The following is a 20,168-nucleotide window of genomic DNA, read 5'->3' as shown; positions in this document are numbered from 1 at the left end:
GCCCGTTGTCGATCAGGGCCCGGATTCGGGCGATCGAAGACCGGTAGTAGAGGATGTCGCGCATGTCACGTGGAGTCTGGATCCGCTTCATCCTCGTGCTCGGCCTGCTGGCCGGGTGCGCGGCGCTCGCGCTCAACGTCAAGCCCAACCTCGGGCTCGACCTCAAGGGTGGCGCGCAGTTCGTCTTCCAGGCCGAGGGCACCGCCGAGACGCCCGCCAACGCCGAGAACGTCGACAAGACCCTCCAGGTGCTCAACCAGCGCGTCAACGCGCTCGGTGTCGCGGAGTCCAACGTGATCCGCCAGGGCGAGGACCGGATCCTCGTCGAGCTCCCGGGCGTCACGAGCGACGAGGAGGCGCAGGCGGCCGAGGACAAGATCGGCAAGACCGCCAAGCTGACCATCCACGAGGTCATCGGCACCGCCCAGCCCGACGCCAAGCCGAGCAAGAAGGACAACCAGGTCCTCCCCTCCGACCAGGGCGACTCCCTCGAGGTGGGTCCCACGGTCATCCAGGGTGACGAGATCACCGGCGCCAGCGCCGTCCAGCGCGACCAGAGCGTCGAGTGGGTCGTCGCGATCGACTTCAACGGCAAGGGTGGCGACACCTGGGCCGACATCACCGGCAAGGCCGCGTGCAACCCGTCCGGCGACCCCAAGCGCCGCATCGCGATCGTCCTCGACGGCGAGATCATCTCCTCGCCCGAGGTCAACACCGGCGTCGGCTGCGACGTCGGCATCCGCGGCGGCTCCACCGACATCACCGGCAACTTCACCGCCACCGACTCCAAGGACCTCGCCGCGCTGATCGAGGGCGGCTCGCTGCCGCTCGAGCTCAAGGCCATCTCCGACCGTCTCGTCGGCCCGTCGCTGGGTGCCGCCGCGATCGACGCCTCGCTCGAGGCCGGCATCATCGGCATCATCCTCACCGGCCTGTTCATCATCGTCGTCTACCGAGTCGTGGGCTTCGCCGCGACCATCGCGCTGGCGTCGTACGCCCTGCTCGCCTACGCCATGCTCGTCGGCCTCGGCTCGACGCTGACCCTGCCCGGTCTGGCCGGTTTCGTGCTGGCCATCGGCATGGCGATCGACGCCAACGTCCTCGTCTTCGAGAGAGCGAGGGAGGAGTACGCCGCCTACCCGTCCGCGGGTCTCCGGCGTGCGCTCGCGGTCGGCTTCAACAAGGCGTGGAGCGCGATCATCGACTCCAACGTCACCACGCTCCTCGCGGCCGGACTGCTGTTCGTCCTCGGCTCCGGCCCGATCAAGGGCTTCGGTGTGACCCTGACCATCGGTGTCGTCGCGTCGATGATCTCCGCGCTGATCATCGCCCGCGTGCTGTGCGACCTCGCGGTCGCCAACAAGCCGGTGGCCAGCCGCCCCAGGCTCAGCGGCCTCGGTGACGTCGGCAAGGTCCGCACCTGGCTCGACCGCAAGAACCCCGACCTCATGAAGCGCCGCCAGACCTGGCTCGGGATCTCGGCCGTGGCCCTGGTCATCGCGGTCACCGGCATCGTGACCCAGGGCCTGCAGCTGGGTGTCGAGTTCACCGGCGGTCGGCAGCTCGACTACTCGGTGAGCAAGGACGTCAGCGTCGACCAGGCCCGCGCGGCCGTCGCCGACGCCGGCTTCCCCGAGGCGGTCGTGCAGACCGCCGACACCGCCGACTTCACCGTCCGCACCGGCGACCTCACCAACGACGAGGAGCAGCAGATCGAGGCCGAGCTGGCCAAGGTCGGCGGAGAGGTCACCAAGGTCGACGACCAGCAGATCGGATCCTCGCTCGGCAAGGAGCTGCGCAACAACGCGCTCATCGCGTTCGGCGTCGCGTTCCTCGCCCAGCTGCTCTACCTCGCCATCCGCTTCAAGTGGACCTTCGGCGTCGCCGCCGTGGTCGCGATGGCCCACGACGTCGTCCTCGTGACCGGTCTGTTCGCGTGGCTCCAGAAGCCGATCGACGGCATCTTCCTGGCGGCCGCGATGACCATCGTCGGTCTGTCCGTCAACGACACCGTCGTCGTCTTCGACCGCATCCGCGAGCGCTGGTACGGCTCCAAGCCGGACGAGAAGTTCAGCGACCTGGCCAACAAGGCGGCCGTCGAGACGGTGCCCCGCACGGTCAACACCGGCCTCGGCGCGATGTTCATCCTGGCCGCGCTCGCCATCCTCGGTGGCGACTCGCTGCAGGACTTCGCGATCGCGCTGCTCGTCGGTCTCGTCGTCGGCACCTACTCGTCGGTCTTCATGGCCACCCCGCTCCTCACCTACTTCCAGCAGCGCTGGCCGATGGGTCGGGTCAAGAAGGAGCGGGTCGTGCGCGACCCGGAGGACTCCGGCGCGGTCGTCTGAGGCTGTCGCCCGCCCTTGGTTTCCCCGCATATGCGGGGAAACCCCGACTTCCGGGGGTTTGCACGCCCCCAGAGGTTCGCGACTCGCTCAGGAAGTCTGGGCCGATCGGCGTAGGCTCAGCGCATGATCTGGTTCCTGCTGATCGTGGTGCTGGCCGTCGTGGCCTACCGCTACCGCGTCAAGATCCTCGCGAAGGTCCTCGGCCAGCCCGAGCGGCGCATCGAGCGCCAGATCGGTCGCAAGAAGAACTACTGACCGCCACTGGTCACACGATGTGGTCGCTCGTCGCCCGGTATGGCGGGACTCGAGCGGCCATATGTCCGCTCGAGTGGGGGCTGGGGCGGCCCGCTTGTGGATGGCGTACGACGAGGTGTCGGCGCCGCCGCGTAGGGTTCTCTGGTGCCTGAGACCGACACCGCCCCCGCCCCCGTCGGCACCCCGGTCTCGGCGGTGCTGGCCCAGGCGGTCGGCGCGCTCGGCGGGCAGCAGCGCGACGGCCAGGTGCACATGGCCGACGAGGTCGCCGAGGCCATGCAGGACGGCCGCCACCTGCTCGTGCAGGCCGGCACCGGCACCGGCAAGTCGCTGGGCTACCTCGTGCCCGCGATGCTCCACGACAAGCGGGTCGTGGTGGCCACCGCGACGCTGGCGCTCCAGCACCAGCTCGTCGAGCGCGACCTGCCGCGCCTCGTCGAGGCGGTCAAGGACGTGCCCGGGATCGACACGTCGTACGCCGTGCTCAAGGGTCGCTCCAACTACGCCTGCCTGCACCGCATCCGGGCCGGCGTCCCCGACGACCAGGGCACCCTCGTCGACGTCCCCACGGGGTCGATGGCCGAGAAGGTCCTCGAGCTGCGCGCGTGGGCGGAGGAGGAGACCGAGCAGGGCGGCAGCGGCGAGCGCGACAACGCGCCGCGCCACACCGACCGCGAGTGGCGCCAGGTCTCGGTCAACCACCGCGAGTGCCTCGGTGCGACCAAGTGCCCCTTCGGCGCGGAGTGCTTCGCCGAGCTCGCGCGCGAGAAGGCGCAGCGCAGCCACCTGATCGTCACCAACCACTCCCTCCTCGCGATCGACGCGATCGAGGAGGTGCCGATGATCCCCGACTACGACACCGTCGTCATCGACGAGGCCCACGAGCTCACCGCGCGCGTCACCCAGGCCGCCACCGACGAGCTGGCGGCGACCGACGTCGAGCGCGCCGCGCGCCGCGCGAGCCGCTGGACCGACTCCGCCGAGGGCGACCCCGCCGGCGACTTGGAGGACGCCGCCCAGCAGCTGGCCGAGGCGTTCGAGGCGATGCCGCCCGGCCGGATCGACCAGGTCCCCGTCCAGCTCGCCGACGCGCTCGTGCTCGTGCGCGACGCGGCGCGCGCCTGCCTGTCCGCCTTCCCGCGCGAGTCGGGCGGCGAGGGGGAGGGCGACGCCGGCCGTACCCAGGCCAAGGGCATGGTGCAGGAGGTCTTCGTCAACGCCGAGCGGATGGCCGCCGGCTCCCAGGCCGACGTGCTGTGGCTCGGCGAGGCGCGGGACCGGTTCCCGGCCCGGCTCCATGTCGCGCCGCTCCAGGTGTGGGGCCCGATGCGCGACAAGCTGCTCACCGACAAGACCGTGGTCTTCACCAGCGCCACCCTGATGCTCGGCGGCGACTTCGGCGCCGTCGCGACCTCGTTGGGGCTCAAGCCCACCGAGCGCGTCGGCTCGCAGATCGCTCCCACCGACCCCGACACGGCGCTGCCGTGGAAGGGCATCGACGTCGGCTCGCCGTTCGACTACGGCCAGCAGTCCATCCTCTACGTCGCCCGCCACCTCCCGCAGCCCGGGCGCGACGGCCTCGGCCCCGCCCAGCTCGACGAGATCTGCGACCTCGTCGACGCGCTCGACGGCCGGACCCTGGGGCTCTTCTCGAGCCGCCGCGCGGCCGAGACGGCGGCCGAGGCGGTGCGCGCCCGGCTGCCGCACCTGACCACGCTCGCCCAGGGCGACGCCCAGCTGCCCGAGCTGGCCAAGCAGTTCGTCGAGGACCCGCACACGTGCCTGTTCGGCACGCTCTCGCTCTGGCAGGGCCTCGACGTCCCCGGCGACACCTGCCAGCTGGTGATCATCGACCGCATCCCGTTCCCGCGCCCCGACGACCCGCTGATGTCGGCGCGCCAAAAGGCCGCCGACCAGGCGGGCGGCAACGGCTTCATGCAGGTCGCCGCGACTCATGCCGCGCTGCTCCTGGCGCAGGGGGCCGGTCGGCTGATCCGCACGACCTCCGACCGCGGCATCGTGGCGGTGCTCGACCCGCGGCTGGAGACCGCCCGCTACGGCCGCTTCCTCAAGGCGTCCCTGCCGCCGATGTGGTCGACCACCGATCCAGCGCTCGTGCGCCAGGCGCTCAAGCGGCTGGGTGAGGCGGGCTAGGCGAAGCTCACGTAGAGCAGCGCGACGACGACCGCGACCACCGCGATCTGCACCAGGAGCCGTACGAGCTCGCTGTCCTGCTCGGGGCGAGGGCTGTCCAGGTCCACGATGACGCTCGGGCTCACGGAGGCGGCGGGCGCCGCAGGAGTGGTGGGCGCTTCCGGTGGCGGTTGCACGCCGGTGCGTCGGTCCAGCTCGGCCACGACCTCGTCGAGCCAGTCGTCCACCGCCGTCATGTCGTAGCCACCGCGCCGCACGGGCGTGAACCGCAGCCCCTCGATGTCGCCGCGGCCGATCCGGGGCTGGGGGAGGGCGAGGTTCTCCAGGACCATGTCCACGGTGCGGTCCACCTGCTCGGCGTCGTACGACTCCCGCAGGCGGACCATGGGGAAGGTCGGGCGGTCGAGGCTCATCGGGTGGGTTCCTCCGTCGGATCCGGGTAGCCGAAGACCTGGTAGTCACGGCGGTACATCCGCGCCACCAGCTCGCGCAGCTCGTCGGACGCCTCGCGGCGGCGGCCGCCGGGCGCGGTCTGGTTCTTCGGCGCGGTCGGCACGGCCGGGGCTCCGATCCGCTCGCACACCTCGGCGAAGTCGCGGTCGAAGGTCTCCAGCCGGCCCACGAAGTCGACCCGGTTGAGGTCGATCATCCGGCTCTGCAGCGTCAGGTGCTGGTCCGTGCCGGGCACCGCCGACAGGTCGTGGGTGGCGGTCCAGCGGGCGAACTCCTCGACGCTCTGCATCCGCTCGTGGGTGCCTGCGTCGAAGTCGTAGTAGTTGTGGTCGACGACCTTGTCGTGCCACGCCGAGACGAAACGGTCGAGCGGGTCGCGGACGACGGCGAACGTGAAGTAGTCGGCGAACGACGCCAGGGGATAGCGCACCCGCATCGCGTGGTCGACGTCGAGGCTGACGCCGTGGGTCTCGCAGTGGTGGCGGATCGTGCGGGTCGCGACCTTGGCGACGCGGTACCAGACGAAGCGGTGGCTGTGGCTGATCGTCAGGTTGTACGCCAACGGGCTGAGCCAGGCCGACTGCTCACCCGCGACGGCCAGCTGGTCCAGCACGTCCTGCCCCGCCGGGGTCAGCCGGCGCCGGTTGCCCGGACGGGTGCGGAAGACCTCGGGAGCAGGTACGTCGTCTGGGCGCGGCATCGCCGCGAGGCTACTACGGAGGGAAGCCCGCCTCGGGGGTGGCGGCATACGACATGTCGTGTGGCCACCCTGGCGGCATACGACATGTTCGGGGCGCTGAACCACGTCGTATGCCGCCACCCTCAGGGGCTCGCACGTCGTATGCCGCCACCCTCAGGGGCTCGCACGTCGTATGCCGCCACCCCGCGGCTGGGCCTAGGGGAGGCGGGAGACGCCGTCGTACCCGCCCGACGGCGCCGCGACGCCGAAGAAGTCGCCGACGGTCGGGGCGACGTCGATGGTCGCGGCCTGGGCGGAGGACGTCGTACGCACCGGGACCCGCGGGTGGCCGCCGGCGACGAAGAACGGGATCGGCATCGTCGCGGGGTGGCCGTGGTTGCCCGGGATCGGGTTGGACCACTGGTCGGGGTCGCTGAAGCGCCAGCCCGCGCGGGCGTAGACGACCACGTCGCCGCCGAGCGGCCCGGTGCGCAGCGACGTGTTGGTGCGCGGGTCGTGGGCGGCCAGCACGCCCGGAACCGCCGAGGTGAGCTCGACCATGCGGGCGACGGCGGCGTCGAGGAGGGCCGGGTCGCCGGTCCAGTAGAGGAGGTCGGCACCGCCGTTGTCGGCGATCACCACGTGACCGGCCAGCAACGGGTCGGCCTCGAGCACGGGCGCGAGGTGGATCAGCTGGTGCGGCAGCGACCAGTCCATCGAGTGGTCGGCGAGGACCACGACCATCGAGTCCGCCCAGCGCCCCGACGACGTCAGCAGGTCGACGAAGCGCCCCACCTGCACGTCGGTCTCGGCCAGCGCGGCCTGTCGCGCCGCCTTGAGCCCGAGCGGGCCGGTGAGGTCGGAGTGGCCGAGCCGGTCGATGTCGCCGAGGTTGACGAAGACCAGGTGCGGGTCGTGCTCCTCGACCATCGTGAGCGCCGCCTGCATCGTGAACGCGTCGGGGGCGTGGCCGGAGACCGGCACGACCGGTGCCGGCTCCCAGCGGTACGTCGCGCGGCTGCCGAACACGCCGTAGAGGTACTCCTTGCTCAGCACCGTGCCGGTGGTAAGGCCGGTGGCGTTGAGCCGCTCGATGACCGTCTGCACGCGGATGTCGTCTGCGCGGTCCATGTCGCGCACCTCGCCGGCGGTGCGGTCATAGATCGAGTTGGCGGGTACGCCGCTGCGGTCGGGGCGCACGCCGGTCATCATCATCACGTGGTTGGGGATGGTCTCCATCACGGGCATCGACGTCGCGCGCGGGTGGTGGAGCCCGCCGTCGCGCAGCGCGCTGGTGCGTGGCATGAGCTCACGCGTGATCTCGTCCGGCCGGCACCCGTCGAGGACGAGGACGTAGGCCCTCTGACGGGTGCCGGCCGCTGCCGCTGCAGCTCGCGGCAGGCTCGAGATGGCGACCCCGGCTGCGCCGGCGGCCAGCAGGGTGCGACGACCGGTCCGGATCTCGTGGCGGCCGCGCTCGAAGGCGCCGCCGCGTCCCGTGCGGCACATCAGGCGCCCACCGGCGCGCTGACGGCCTGCACCTTGTTGGTCCCGGACCTCGTGGCCCAGGAGGCGGTCCAGGACGACCCCGCGGTGCGGTCGGCGCGGTCGCCGACGACGTACCAGTCCATCTGCACCCGCTCCGGCGTCACGTCGAGGACGGAGTAGCCGTGGTCGTCGAAGTTGAGGTACTTCACGTGCCGGTTGTTGGTCTGGATGACCGCCTCGACGGCGAGCGAGCTGGTGCGCGCCGGCGTGCCGGTGATGTCCTTGAGGTTGTTGGAGGTGACCGACGTGCACACCAGCTCGACGCCCGCCGAGTCGCCGAGCGGGTAGGTCGAGGCGTCGTAGGGCAGGTCGCAGGCCCAGCCGGAGTGGATGTCGCCGGTCAGGAAGACCACGTCCTTCACGCCGTTGTCCCGGATGTGCTCGAACAGCTCGCGGCGGTCGTTGGTGTAGCCGTCCCATTGGTCGACGTTGTAGGGCGCGCCGTCGCGCGGCAGCAGCCCGGTGACGTCGTTGACGGGGTCGACGAGGTCGTGCGGCAGCTGCGCGAAGGTGACCGGCGCGATCATCACCGGGTTGCCGACCAGCTTCCACTGCGGCCCGTCGCGGCGCAGCCGCTCCTTGAGCCAGTCGACCTGCGCGCGACCGGTGATGGTGCCGTCGCCACCACCCTCGGGCGAGGGCACCGGGCTCGGCGCTGGGGTCGCCGCCTGCTGGTCGCGGTAGGTGCGCAGGTCCAGCATGTTCAGCTCGGCGAGCGCGCCGAACTGCAGGGTGCGGAAGAGCTGGGTGCCGTCGCCGGTCGCGGCGGTGCCGGACATGCGCACCGGCATCCACTCGTCGTACGCCTGGTGCGCGGCCGCCCGCCGGGCGAGGTAGTCGCCCTCGTCGGGCTGGTGGTTCTCCGCGCCCTCGCGCCACGCGTCGTTGGCGACCTCGTGGTCGTCCCACGTGACGATGAACGGGTGCCTCGCGTGGAGCGCGCGCAGGTCGGTGTCGGCCTTGTACTGCGCGTGCCGCTGTCGGTAGTCGGCGAGCCCCACCATCTCGCGGGCGGGCACGTGCGGGCGGATGTCGGTGTTGGACCGGCCGTAGCCGTACTCGCCCGGGGCGTACTCGTAGAGGTAGTCGCCCAGGTGGATCACCGCGGTGATGTCGTCACGGGCCGCCAGGTGGCGGTAGGCGGTGAACCAGCCGGCTTGCAGGTTGGCGCAGGAGACGACGCCGAAACGCAGCCGGTCCGGGCTCGCGGTGCTGGCCGGCGCGGTGCGGGTGCGGCCCACGGGGCTGGTCGCGCCGCGCACGGTGAAGCGGTAGAAGTACGCCGTGTCCGGCCGCAGCCCGGTCGCGTCCACCTTGACGGTGTGGTCGCGGTCGGGGCCGGTCGCGGCGCGCCCCTGGCGTACGACGTCGCGGAACCGGTGGTCGGTGGCGACCTCCCAGGCCACCGTGGTGCTGGGCCCCTGTCCCGAGCCCGGTGTGGCCTCCGGGGTCGGGGTGACGCGGGTCCACAGCACGACGGCGTCGGGGAGCGGGTCGCCCGAGGCGACGCCGTGCTGGAACGTCGGGCTCGCCGCGGAGGCGCTCTGGAGGCTCGTCGTCGCGCCGGCCAGTGCAGCGGCGCCGGCGCCACCTGCGAGGACGGCTCGGCGGGAGAAGTTCGATGGAGTCACGTCGGGTTCAACGACGTACCCGCCCGAAGATCACGCCCCCTTCCCAGAGTTCACGCGCCGTTCAGGCGTTCCCGACGCTGGTGGGTGGCGGCATACGACGTGGTGTGTCGCCACCGTGGCGGCATACGACGTGGTGTGTCGCCACCGTGGCGGCATACGACATGTCCGACGGCGAAATCCATGTCGTCTGCCGCCACCCTCGGGCGACGTCATGTCGTATGCCGCCACCCTGGGGTGACGGCCTCAGAAGGGAATCCGCCCGCGCAGCGTCTCGGGGTCGGCGACCGGCGACTTCGTCGTCTCGGCGATGAGATCGCGCGCCTTGTCGACGCTGTCCCAGACGTTCCACAGCAGCACGCCGCGGACCTGCCCGGACTTCAGGTAGTACACGACGCCGGTGCCGATCTGGCCGTCCTTCCAGTCCTCGACCATGTCGTTGCGGCTGGTGACCTCGCCGACGGCCTCGTAGCCGTAGTCGAGGATGTCGGACCAGAAGAACGGCGTGTAGTCGTAGGCCGCGTCGGAGCCGGCCATCACCTTGCCGGCGTGCTCGCCGGACTTCTCCGCCTGGTCGACGTGCTCGACCCGACGCCGGCCGAGCAGCGCGTCGGGGTAGGACGCGACGTCGCCCGCGGCGTACACGTCGGGCGCGCTGGTGCGCAGGTGGTCGTCGACCACGATGCCGTTGTCGACCTCGAGCCCGGCGGCCTCAGCCAGGCCGGTGCGGGGGATGACGCCCACGCCGATGACCGCGGCGTCGGCGGCGATGTCGGTGCCGTCGTCGAGGCGGATCCGCACGCCGCCGTCGCTCTCCTCGCCGCCGGCGACCGAGCCGTGCACGATCGTCACGCCGCGGTCGTCGAACGCCTTGGTCAGGCTGGCCGCGAGCGCGCGCGGGAACATCTGCTCCTGCACGTCCTCGAGGTCGAGCACGAGCGTCACGTCGACGCCGTTCTGCACGAGGGCCGAGGCGATCTCCGAGCCGATGTAGCCGCCGCCGACGATCGCGACATGGCTGCCCTTCTCGGCGACCGCGCGCAGCCGCTGGTAGTCCGCGGCGGTGCGGTAGTAGACGACGCGCGGGCCGGGGGGAATCGACAGCGTGCGCGGCTCGGCGCCGGTGGCCAGCAGCAGCTTGCCGTAGCCGACCGTGCTGCCGTCGGCGAGGCGTACGACGTGCGCGTCGGGGTCGATCTCGGTCACCGTCGTGTCCGTGACGAGGTCGACGGCCTCGTCGTCGTCGAGGTCGCCGGCCAGCGACGACCCTTCCAGCGTCTTGTCGTCCTGGAGCCACAGCGCCTTGGACAGGTCGGGCCGGTAGACCGGCTTGTCGGGCTCGGACCCCAGCACCGCGACCGTGCCGCTGCTGTCCTCGGAGCGGATGCCCTTCACGGCGCTGGCGGCCGCGACACCCGCTCCGACGATGACGTAGTCGTAGGACTCCTTGACGTGGCTCATGCGGCCATCGTGGCCCGCGCCGTCAAGGCCTGCAACGGGGTCCTCACCCCGTCGGTGGTCCTCAGAGGCTGCGCAGCACCGCCGTGACGACACCGAGGATCGTGGCGTTGTCACCGGGGATCGGGTCGTAGGCGTCGTTGTGCGGCAGCAGCCACACGTGGCCGTCCTTGCGCTGGAAGGTCTTGACGGTCGCCTCGCCGTCGATCATCGCGGCGACGATCTGGCCGTTGGTCGCGGTCTGCTCCTGGCGGATCACGACGTAGTCGCCGTTGCAGATGGCCGCGTCGACCATCGAATCGCCGGAGACCTCGAGCAGGAAGAGCGTGCCGTCGCCGACGAGCTGCTTGGGCAGCGGGAAGACGTCGGTGACCTGCTCCTCGGCCAGGATCGGGCCACCGGCGGCGATCCGGCCGACGACCGGGATGTTGACCGCGGTCGGGACGACGTCACCGATGCCCGTCTCGTCGACGCTGGACTCCTCGGCGCTGGACATCGAGCGACGGGCCGCCATCACCTCGGGCAGGAACACCTCGAGGGCGCGCGGACGATTGGGGTCGCGCTTGAGGAAGCCCTTCCCCTCGAGGACACGCAGCTGGTGGGCGACGCTGGAGGAGGACGTGAGGCCGACGGCCTGGCCGATCTCGCGCATCGAGGGCGGGTAGCCCTTGGTCTCGATGGAGTCCTTGATCGTGGCGAGCACGCGCTGCTGCCGCGGCGTCAGGCCGGTCGCGTCCGGGGGACCGTCGGGCATCTCGATGACGTTCTTGTCGTCCGGCTTGGCCATCTCGTGTGAACCTCTCGACGCGGTTGCCACCCCTGTGTCCGTCTGCGGTCCGGCTCGTGGGCCGCGAGGTGGCTGGTGCGCCCACCGTAGCCCTCATCGTACCCCGGGATCAAACACCTGTTCGAAGCCGCGTGTCGCTACCCTCCGGCACATGGAGACCTCGTGCGTCGTCACTGGTGGAGCCCGCGGGATCGGGCGCGGGATCGCGGAGCTGATGCTCGCGCGCGGTCACCGGGTCGTGATCGGTGACATCGACGGAGCGGCGGCGATGGAGACCGCGGACCTGATCGGCGCCGCGGCGGGCGTGCTCCTCGACGTACGCGACCCGGAGGCGCACCACGCGGTGGCCGCGGTCGCGGCGGAGCACGGCACGCTCACGACCTGGTTCAACAACGCGGGCGTCGGCGACGACGGCACGCTGGCCGAGCTGACCGACGAGCAGGTACGCCGGCTGGTGGAGGTCAACCTGCTCGGCGCGATGTGGGGCACGCGGGCCGCGCTCGCCGCCTTCGGGCCGGGCGGCGGCGACGTCGTCAACATCGCCTCGCTCGCGGGGCTCGGCCCGGTGCCGGGCTACAGCGTGTACGCCGCCACGAAGGCCGGCGTCGTGTCGCTGAGCGCGTCGGTCAACGCCGAGACCCCGCGCAACGTGCGCGTCCACGCGCTCTGCCCCGACGGTGCCGACACCGCGATGCTCGCCGGCCAGGACCCGTCCGGCCTCGGCTCGCAGCTGGTGCACTCAGGAGGCCCGATCCTCTCGGTCGCGGAGGTCGCCCGGGCGGCGGTGTCGCTGGTCGGGTCGCGGCGTGTGGTGCGCGCGGTGCCGACCTGGCGTGGGGGAGTCGTACGCGGCTCCGCGCTCGCGCCGGGCGTGATGCAGCACGCCGCCGGGCTCTTCGCCGCCCAGGGTCGGCGGGCGATGAAGAAGCGCTGACCGAGCGCGCCTTGTCCCACTCGAGCGGACATATGGCCGCTCGAGTGGCGGAATTCCGCGCGGCCAGCGACCATTTGGCGCACCCAGTGAGCGCGCCAGGTGTGGTCAGGGCAGCTGTACCTGCCCGTGCTTCATCTTCCAGAGGAAGTACTTCTCGAAGCCGAGCTTCATCGCGTGGGCCTGCGGGCCCGGGATGAGCACTCCGTGCTTGCGCGGCGGCAGCATCTTGTCGGCCAGGATGACGACGCCGTTGTTGCCGGCGTCCATCACGCACACGGCCGGGATGTCCCCGAACGCCTTGTGCGCTGCCGGCTGCTCGCCGCGAACCTGGGCGGCGATGTTGACCGCGGCGGTGTGCGCCTGCTGCTCGGTCGGGAAGCCGGTCTTCGGGATGCCCACCGGCGTCGCGGTCGTCCACGGGACGTCGACCGCGGCGGCCACCCCGACGGCGTACACGTCGTCGTAGGTCTCGGTCTGGTAGGTGTCCCTGACCTTGACGAAGCCGTTGTCGTCGGAGATCTTCTCGACGCGGCGGACGACCTCCTGGCCGGAGAACGGCGGCACGATCATGGCGTAGCCGAAGTCGATCGTGCGCCCGTCGGCGAGCACCAGCCGGCCCTCGTCGACGTGGTCCATCGCCGTCGCGAGCACCGCGTCGATCTTCTCCTTCTTGAGGAACATCCCGAGCAGGGTCTCGCCGTGGGGGAGGCCGCCGATGCCGAAGTGGCCGAGGAAGGGCTCGGCGCTGACGTACGTCAGCTTCACCTTCTTCTTCAGCCCCGCCTTCTTGAGCTGGTAGCTGGTGTTGAAGAGGAACTCGTACGCCGCGCCGAAGCAGCCGGCGCCCTGGGTCGCGCCGATGACGATGTCGCCGGGCTCGTCCTGGTCGACGAAGCGACGCCAGGCCTCGCCTGCGTGGATCGCGTCCTCCAACGTGGTGATGGTGTGGGCGTTGCCGTCCTTGCCGAGGCCGGGGATCACGTCGAAGCGGTTGCGGTAGCCGGTGGCGATGACGAGGTAGTCGTAGTCCTGCGGACCCGCGGTCGTCTCGACCCGCTTGGCGACGGGGTCGATGGCGGTGGCCTCGGCGTGGACGAAGTCGACCTGGTGGTCCTCGAACGTCGGACCGACCTTGAAGGTGATGTCGCGTCGGGTGCGCTTGCCGAACGGCACCCAGATCAGCGAGGGCGTGAAGAGGAACTCGTCGGAGGACGACACGACGGTCACGTCGACGTCCCCGTGCAGCTCGTGCTTGACGGTCAGCGCGGCGGTGAGACCGCCGAAGTTGCCGCCGAGGACCAAGACCTTCTTGCGTGACATGACTGCTCCCTGTGTGTCGTCCTTGCTCCTCGAGCCTGCCCGTCGTCCTCGTCCCTCGGCAGGTGCGGAGGTCCCGTCCGCAAGGTCCGTTCGACCTTCGAACATTCGTTCGGCGTGGCGCTTGACGGATTCGAACACGTGCTCTAACGTCGTACACCTGTTCGATCGAACGTCTGATCGACACCGATCCGGGTCCAGACCCACTGTCGGTGGCTCCGACTAGACATCTGCTCGACAGAAACCACCCGGCTGATCTTCCCCAGGAGGCCACCATGAGCACCCTCAGCCTTGCCCCCGCCTTTCCCTCCACCAGCGCTGCGCGCGCCCGCTCGACGGTGCGCCTGACCCGTCGCGGCCGCCTGGCGGTCTTCCTGACCTCGCTCTTCCTGGTCCTCGGTGTCGCTTTCATGCTGGCCGGCGGTGCTGTCGGCACCGGCTCGGCCGGTGAGCCGATCCCGACCGAGATCGTGACGGTCGCTCCCGGCGACACGCTGTGGGACATCGCCAGCGACATCGCGACCGACGGCGACGTCCGGACCGCGATGAACGAGATCGAGCGCCTCAACGCGCTCGAGTCCACCGGCCTCGCCGCCGGCCAGAAGCTCCGCGTCCCGGTCGCCACCGACTGACGCGTGAGGCCTCCATCAGCCGCTTCGACCCCGGCTGGTGGAACCAGGGGAAGACGAGGGGCGGGCCACTGGCCCGCCCCTCGGCGCATTTGTCGCCTTCTCGTGGGTGGCGGCATCTGACATCTCGCCGCTCAGGGTGGCGGCATACGACATCGCCAAGGCCCGTTTCGTTGTCACATGCCGCCACCCTCGCCGAGCGCCGATCCACAGGCTTTGCTTTCAGGGTGGTTCGACAGCCTCGGAGATGGGTAGTTTCAGCGTGCTGACGTTGTCTCGGGAAGGCCTCTCATGCACGTACGCCGCACACTTGCGCTGACCTTCGCAGTTCCGCTGCTGCTGGCTGGGTGCAGTGACGAGGCCCAGCCGACGCCGAAGATGCCCGACCCGACGACTTCGTCGTCGACGCCTTCGCCCACGGAGTCCGAGACGGCTCAGGCTGAGAGTGCGGAGGACTTCATTCGGCGGTGGCAGGCTGCGGCGGACGCCATGGTGCTGAGTGGAGAGACTCGCGACTTCCTCACTCTGTCGAAGGGCTGCCAGGCGTGCACCACCTACGCCGAACAAGTCAGAGACGTGTACTCAAACGGCGGGAGTGTCGAGTTCGGGGGATCTGAGGTCGTCCGCGTAGAGCAGGACTCCGACAAGCCTCCGACCTTCGTCGTAGAGGTCGAGGCTTCTCGTCTTCGGATCAAGGTTCCAGGGGAGGCGCCCCGCGTCTTCCCGGCGGCGACCCAGCGCTACCGAATGACCTTGGCCGAGCGATCCGATTCCTTCGTCATGCGCCACTACTCGGTCATCTGATGCGTGCTTTGACGGTTGTTCTCCTGGCCGTCGTCTTCGGCTTCGGTGGCGCGGGCAGTTCACGCGCAGGCGCCCCCGTCAGTGCAGAACCGACCTGCCTCCAAGTGACGTGGCAAGCGGTTGCGTCTGACTGCGCCTGGACCTACGCGGATTATCAACAGAGCTCGGGTGCGGGCGACGGTCATACCTGGGTGGTCTCCATCCAGTGCGGCAACGGCGGCATCTGCACGGAGCACGTGGAGTGCAACGAGGCCGGCGAAGAGGGCTTCGTCCACGACGTCTACATGGACGGCACCGATGTGGGCGACGTCTGCGTCCCCGCCTCGGAGGTCCAGCAGGTCGACCTCGCGAAGCTGGTCATCCGGGAGTTCAAACGGATCGCCTGGCCTGCGTCCGAGCTGGTCGTGCAGCCGCCTGAAGGCAAGACGCTGGTGAACTTCGAGACGAACTTCTACACACTCGACTCGGAGCCGGTCACCAAGGAGATCACGATCGCCAAGCAGAAGGTGACGCTGCGCGCCCTGCGGTCGGCGTACACCTTCCACTTCGGTGACGGCACCAGCACCCAGTCGTCCAGCCCCGGGCGCCCGCACCCCCATCTCGACGTGACACACAGCTACCAACAGGTCGGCGAGGTCGCGGTCAGCCTGGACGTCACCTATGCCGGCGAGTACCGCATCGGCGATGGCGAGTGGACGGCGATCCCGGACACCCTCACGGTGACGGGTGCGGCTCAGAACCTCGAGGTCGTCGAGGCCCTCCCGCAGCTCGTGCTCCGGTAGCGCGGTTCTCGTGACGTGGATCCCAAGTCACAGGTACCGCAAAAGGCGGCCGGCGCGGCCCCTCGAGCGCCGAGGTGAACTTCCACTCGCACGAGTCGAACTCCATGCCCCGCTGAGCGTGACCGCGTCCCGCGGGCGCTGAACTTCCACTCGTGCGAGTGGAAATCCAGCAAGGACGAGTCAGCGAGCGGCGCGCTTGCCCCCGACGGGGCGCGGCGGGGCGTCGGGCGAGGAAGGGGAGGAAGGCGGCGAGGTGACGCCGAGCGCCCGCATCATCCGGGCGAGGAGCAGCAGCCCCACGAAGAGGCAGGCGATGGCGCCGAGGCAGGCCAGCCCCATGAACAGCCAGGCGGACGAGCTGCCGCCGCGCGCCGCCGTACCGAAGTCGATGGCGGCGTAGACGAGATAGCCCCAGGCGATGACGCAGAGGGTGATGCCTCCACCGATCACGAGAGCACCGCGGTTCAGGGAACGGGGTGCGGGAGTCCCTTTGCGAGACCCTGCTCTCTTCCCCGTGGACACGGGGGACATTGTGGCTGATGACGCCCAGAGGGGTGGCCGGTTTGGACCAGTTGTGAAGTCCGACACGCCGCCTCGAGAGGGGCGGACAGGGCACTGACCTGCGGTTTTGCCGAGCCCTGGAAATTAGTCCGGCCAACATCCGCATTCACTTGCCAAGCCTTGTGGGCGGGACGTACGGTTACCACTACATCTAGTAGTTACACCGCTGTAGTTATCCACATCTGGTGCACAGGCCAGGGGGAGAAGCGCACAGGCCAAGGCTAGTTGTCCACAGGAACATCCCCAGGCGACACCCCGTTATGAGGGTGTACGAACCGCGCCCTGACGCACTCGGAGAGGAGGACCACCATGCACTGTCCCTACTGCAAGAACGAGGACACCAAGGTCCTCGACTCCCGCGTCGCCGACGACGGTGGTTCGATCCGCCGCCGGCGCACCTGCGCGGAGTGCGACCGCCGCTTCACGACGGTCGAGAAGATGCAGCTCACCGTGCTCAAGCGCTCCGGCGCGACCGAGCCCTTCAACCGCGACAAGGCGATCGCCGGCGTCCGCAAGGCCTGCAAGGGCCGCCCGGTCACCGACGCCCAGCTCGCCTGCCTCGGCCAGGACGTCGAGGACGCCCTGCGCCTCAGCGGCCAGGCCGAGCTCGACGCCAACGACATCGGTCTGGCGATCCTCGCCCCGCTGCGGGCGCTCGACGAGGTGGCGTACCTCCGGTTCGCCTCCGTCTACCGCGCGTTCGAGTCGGCCGACGACTTCGACGCCGAGATCAAGATGCTGCGGCTCGAACGAGCCGCCGACGATCAGCCCGCCACGACGGGCTGACCCCCAGACGGCCCGGCAGGTAGTGGGGAAGCTGCCTGCCGGGCTCACCAACCCCCGCGAGACGACTCGCGACGCACCACACATCACCCATCCAACGAGGGATCGAGGAACTCCATGACCGAGACGGTGAGCAGCCGCGCCAAGGGTGCAGCGAAGGGCAAGGGCCTGACGCTGGAGCGTGTCTTCAGCACGGAGGGCACCCACCCCTACGACGCCATCACCTGGGAGCGTCGCGACGTCGTCCAGCAGAACTGGAAGACCGGCGAGACCGTCTTCGAGCAGCGCGGCGTGGAGTTCCCCGACTTCTGGTCGGTCAACGCCTCGACGATCGTCACCACCAAGTACTTCCGCGGCGCCGTCGGCACCGACGCCCGCGAGTGGAGCCTCAAGCAGCTCATCGACCGGGTCGTGAAGACCTACACCAAGGCCGGCATCGACCACGGCTACTTCAAGACCGACGGCGACGCCGAGGTCTTCGAGCACGAGCTCACCTGGCTGCTGGTCAACCAGTACTTCTCCTTCAACAGCCCCGTCTGGTTCAACGTCGGCACCGCCTCGCCGCAGCAGGTCAGCGCCTGCTTCATCCTCTCGGTCGACGACTCGATGGACTCGATCCTCAACTGGTACAAGGAAGAGGGCTTCATCTTCAAGGGCGGCTCCGGTGCCGGCCTCAACCTCTCCCGCATCCGCTCGTCGAAGGAGCTGCTCTCCAGCGGCGGTACGGCGTCGGGTCCGGTCTCCTTCATGCGCGGCGCCGACGCTTCCGCGGGCACCATCAAGTCGGGCGGCGCGACGCGTCGTGCGGCCAAGATGGTCGTCCTCGACGTCGACCACCCCGACATCGAGGAGTTCGTGATGACGAAGGCGAAGGAGGAGGACAAGATCCGCGCCCTCCGCGACGCCGGGTTCGACATGGACCTCGGCGGCGCCGACATCACCTCCGTGCAGTACCAGAACGCCAACAACTCGGTCCGCGTCAGCGACGAGTTCATGCGTGCGGTCGAGGACGGCACCGAGTTCGGCCTGCGCTCGCGCGGCACCGGCGAGGTCATCGAGACCGTCGACGCCCGCGACCTGTTCCGCAAGATCAGCGAGGCCGCCTGGGCCTGCGCCGACCCCGGCCTGCAGTACGACGACACGATCAACGACTGGCACACCAACCCCGAGACCGGCCGCATCACCGCGTCCAACCCGTGCTCGGAGTACATGTCGCTCGACAACTCCTCGTGCAACCTCGCGAGCCTCAACCTGCTGAAGTTCCTCAAGGACGACGACACCTTCGACGCCGCCCTCTTCGCGAAGGCCGTCGAGTTCATCATCACCGCGATGGACATCTCGATCTGCTTCGCCGACTTCCCGACCGAGCCGATCGGCGACACCACCCGCGACTACCGCCAGCTCGGCATCGGCTACGCCAACCTCGGCGCGCTGCTCATGGCGATGGGCCTGGGCTACGACTCCGAGGGCGGCCGCTCGATGGCTGCCGCGATCACGTCGCTCATGACCGGTACGTCGTACAAGCGCAGCGCCGAGCTCGCCGGCATCGTCGGCCCCTACGCCGGCTACGCCCGCAACGCCGACGCCCACAAGCGCGTGATGCGCAAGCACCAGGCGGCCAACGACGTCGTCCGCGTGCTGCACACCGAGGACGGTCGCGTGCACAAGCTGGCCTCGAAGGCGTGGGCCGACGTGATCAAGCTCGGCGAGAAGAACGGCTTCCGCAACGCGCAGGCCTCCGTGCTCGCGCCCACCGGCACCATCGGCTTCATGATGGACTGCGACACCACCGGCATCGAGCCCGACTTCTCCCTGGTGAAGTTCAAGAAGCTCGTCGGCGGCGGCTCGATGCAGATCGTCAACCAGACGATCCCGCGGGCGCTGAAGAAGCTCGGCTACCAGCCCGAGCAGATCGAGGCGATCGTCGCCTACATCGCCGAGCACGGCCACGTGGTCGACGCTCCCGGCCTCAAGACCGAGCACTACGAGATCTTCGACACCGCGATGGGCGCCCGCGCGCTCAAGCCGATGGGCCACGTGCGGATGATGGCGGCCGCGCAGCCGTTCCTCTCCGGCGCGATCTCCAAGACGGTCAACCTGCCCGAGAGCGCCACGGTCGAGGAGATCGAGGACGTCTACATGCAGTCCTGGAAGCTCGGCCTGAAGGCGACCGCGATCTACAGGGACAACTGCAAGGTCGGCCAGCCGCTCTCCGACGGTGGCGGCAAGGCCAAGAAGGACGCGGCCGACAAGGCTGCCGGCGAGACTGCGGTCGAGACCAAGGTCGTGGAGAAGGTCGTCTACGCCCCGGTCCGCAAGCGCCTGCCGAAGTCGCGCGTCTCCCGCACGACGTCGTTCACGGTCGGCGGTGCCGAGGGCTACATGACCTCCGGCGCCCACGACGACGGCCAGCTCGGCGAGGTCTTCCTCAAGCTCGGCAAGCAGGGCTCGACCCTGGCCGGCGTGATGGACGCCTTCTCGATCGCGGTGTCGATCGGCCTGCAGTACGGCGTCCCGCTGGAGACGTACGTCTCGAAGTTCACCAACCTGCGCTTCGAGCCCGCCGGCCTCACCGACGACCCGGACGTCCGCATGGCCCAGTCGCTCATGGACTACGTGTGGCGCCGCCTCGCCCTGGACTACCTGTCCTTCGAGGAGCGCTCGGCCCTGGGCATCTACTCCGCCGAGGAGCGCCAGCGCCACCTCGAGACCGGCTCCTACGAGCCGATCGTGGAGGAGACCGGCTCGGCCGCCGAGCTCGTCGAGGCGCCCTCTGCGTCCTCTGTCGAGATCGTCGAGGCCGAGGAGGTCGAGACCAAGGACACCCACGGCTCCGAGGCTCGCGAGGTCCCTGCCAAGGTGACCACCGGCGAGGCCAAGACCACGGCCGAGCTCTTCGAGAAGCTCACCGGCACCGCCGTCGACTCCCCGCTCTGCATGACCTGCGGCACGAAGATGCGCCCGGCCGGCTCGTGCTACGTCTGCGAGGGCTGCGGGAGCACGAGCGGCTGCAGCTGACCTGACAGAGATGTCGAGGGCGGACCGCGT

General features: G+C 69.9%; 17 protein-coding genes. 9 read left to right on the top strand and 8 right to left on the bottom strand.

All coding sequences use genetic code 11. The features are described from left to right. Window positions 1–62 precede the first annotated feature (62 nt). From secD to ACS3YM_RS14365, 3 genes are all read left to right on the top strand, one after another. Window positions 63–2,348, top strand: a complete 2,286-nt coding sequence (gene secD / locus ACS3YM_RS14375; RefSeq protein ID WP_439937113.1) for a protein translocase subunit SecD — start codon at window positions 63–65, stop codon at window positions 2,346–2,348. 123 nt (window positions 2,349–2,471) lie between these two features. Next, window positions 2,472–2,603, top strand: a complete 132-nt coding sequence (locus tag ACS3YM_RS14370; RefSeq protein ID WP_439937112.1) for a hypothetical protein — start codon at window positions 2,472–2,474, stop codon at window positions 2,601–2,603. A gap of 144 nt (window positions 2,604–2,747) precedes the next feature. Continuing rightward, window positions 2,748–4,757: an ATP-dependent DNA helicase gene (locus ACS3YM_RS14365; RefSeq protein WP_439937111.1), complete on the top strand. Its 2,010-nt coding sequence runs from the start codon at window positions 2,748–2,750 to the stop codon at window positions 4,755–4,757. Here ACS3YM_RS14365 and ACS3YM_RS14360 read toward each other — a convergent pair. The 6 genes from ACS3YM_RS14360 to lexA form a co-directional block, all read right to left on the bottom strand. After that, window positions 4,754–5,170 (bottom strand): DivIVA domain-containing protein, encoded by a 417-nt coding sequence (locus ACS3YM_RS14360; RefSeq protein WP_439937110.1) that lies wholly within the window; start codon window positions 5,168–5,170, stop codon window positions 4,754–4,756. The two genes, ACS3YM_RS14365 and ACS3YM_RS14360, sit on opposite strands and share 4 nt — an antisense overlap. Further along, the gene (locus tag ACS3YM_RS14355; RefSeq protein ID WP_439937109.1) at window positions 5,167–5,910 is read right to left on the bottom strand and encodes a sulfotransferase family protein; all 744 of its coding nucleotides are present in this window, start codon (window positions 5,908–5,910) and stop codon (window positions 5,167–5,169) included. Before ACS3YM_RS14355 ends, ACS3YM_RS14360 begins: the two co-directional genes overlap by 4 nt. A 195-nt stretch (window positions 5,911–6,105) precedes the next feature. Further along, window positions 6,106–7,398: an alkaline phosphatase family protein gene (locus ACS3YM_RS14350; RefSeq protein WP_439937108.1), complete on the bottom strand. Its 1,293-nt coding sequence runs from the start codon at window positions 7,396–7,398 to the stop codon at window positions 6,106–6,108. Beyond that, window positions 7,398–9,068 carry an alkaline phosphatase D family protein gene (locus ACS3YM_RS14345; RefSeq protein ID WP_439937107.1) on the bottom strand — a complete coding sequence of 557 codons (1,671 nt, stop codon included), beginning with the start codon at window positions 9,066–9,068 and terminating at the stop codon, window positions 7,398–7,400. Before ACS3YM_RS14345 ends, ACS3YM_RS14350 begins: the two co-directional genes overlap by 1 nt. 243 nt (window positions 9,069–9,311) lie before the next feature. Continuing rightward, window positions 9,312–10,526 carry an NAD(P)/FAD-dependent oxidoreductase gene (locus ACS3YM_RS14340; protein WP_439937106.1) on the bottom strand — a complete coding sequence of 405 codons (1,215 nt, stop codon included), beginning with the start codon at window positions 10,524–10,526 and terminating at the stop codon, window positions 9,312–9,314. A gap of 61 nt (window positions 10,527–10,587) precedes the next feature. Further along, the gene (lexA, locus tag ACS3YM_RS14335) at window positions 10,588–11,277 is read right to left on the bottom strand and encodes a transcriptional repressor LexA (RefSeq protein ID WP_439939897.1); all 690 of its coding nucleotides are present in this window, start codon (window positions 11,275–11,277) and stop codon (window positions 10,588–10,590) included. A 184-nt stretch (window positions 11,278–11,461) separates the two neighbouring features. Between lexA and ACS3YM_RS14330 the strand changes: the two genes are divergently transcribed. Continuing rightward, window positions 11,462–12,244, top strand: a complete 783-nt coding sequence (locus ACS3YM_RS14330; protein WP_439937105.1) for an SDR family NAD(P)-dependent oxidoreductase — start codon at window positions 11,462–11,464, stop codon at window positions 12,242–12,244. A gap of 105 nt (window positions 12,245–12,349) precedes the next feature. On the opposite strand, the gene ACS3YM_RS14325 is transcribed toward ACS3YM_RS14330, so the two are convergent. Further along, entirely contained in the window at window positions 12,350–13,564 is a 1,215-nt protein-coding gene (locus ACS3YM_RS14325; protein ID WP_439937104.1) for an NAD(P)/FAD-dependent oxidoreductase, read from the bottom strand. A gap of 272 nt (window positions 13,565–13,836) precedes the next feature. Here ACS3YM_RS14325 and ACS3YM_RS14320 point away from each other — a divergent pair, with 272 nt between their 5' ends. From ACS3YM_RS14320 to ACS3YM_RS14310, 3 genes are all read left to right on the top strand, one after another. Then, window positions 13,837–14,193, top strand: coding sequence for a LysM peptidoglycan-binding domain-containing protein (locus ACS3YM_RS14320; protein WP_439937103.1), 357 nt, complete (start codon window positions 13,837–13,839; stop codon window positions 14,191–14,193). 288 nt (window positions 14,194–14,481) lie between these two features. Continuing rightward, a complete protein-coding gene (locus ACS3YM_RS14315; protein WP_439937102.1) occupies window positions 14,482–14,994 on the top strand; it encodes a hypothetical protein in 513 nt (170 codons plus the stop codon). A 191-nt stretch (window positions 14,995–15,185) separates the two neighbouring features. After that, entirely contained in the window at window positions 15,186–15,776 is a 591-nt protein-coding gene (locus ACS3YM_RS14310) for a PKD domain-containing protein (RefSeq protein WP_439937101.1), read from the top strand. Window positions 15,777–15,956: 180 nt separating this feature from the next. On the opposite strand, the gene ACS3YM_RS14305 is transcribed toward ACS3YM_RS14310, so the two are convergent. After that, the gene (locus ACS3YM_RS14305) at window positions 15,957–16,226 is read right to left on the bottom strand and encodes a hypothetical protein (protein WP_439937100.1); all 270 of its coding nucleotides are present in this window, start codon (window positions 16,224–16,226) and stop codon (window positions 15,957–15,959) included. Window positions 16,227–16,646: 420 nt separating this feature from the next. Between ACS3YM_RS14305 and nrdR the strand changes: the two genes are divergently transcribed. Together nrdR and ACS3YM_RS14295 are read left to right on the top strand one after the other, a co-directional pair. Next, on the top strand, window positions 16,647–17,123 hold the full coding sequence (nrdR, locus tag ACS3YM_RS14300) for a transcriptional regulator NrdR (RefSeq protein WP_439937099.1): 477 nt from the start codon (window positions 16,647–16,649) through the stop codon (window positions 17,121–17,123). 114 nt (window positions 17,124–17,237) lie between these two features. Then, window positions 17,238–20,138: a vitamin B12-dependent ribonucleotide reductase gene (locus tag ACS3YM_RS14295; RefSeq protein ID WP_439937098.1), complete on the top strand. Its 2,901-nt coding sequence runs from the start codon at window positions 17,238–17,240 to the stop codon at window positions 20,136–20,138. The last annotated feature ends 30 nt before the right edge of the window (window positions 20,139–20,168 follow it).

The sequence above is a fragment of the Nocardioides sp. N13(2025) genome (assembly GCF_051912545.1).
Classification (GTDB): domain Bacteria; phylum Actinomycetota; class Actinomycetes; order Propionibacteriales; family Nocardioidaceae; genus Nocardioides.
The sequence above is the reverse complement of the archived record's forward strand: the minus strand, read 5'-3'. Positions and strand labels throughout refer to the sequence as shown.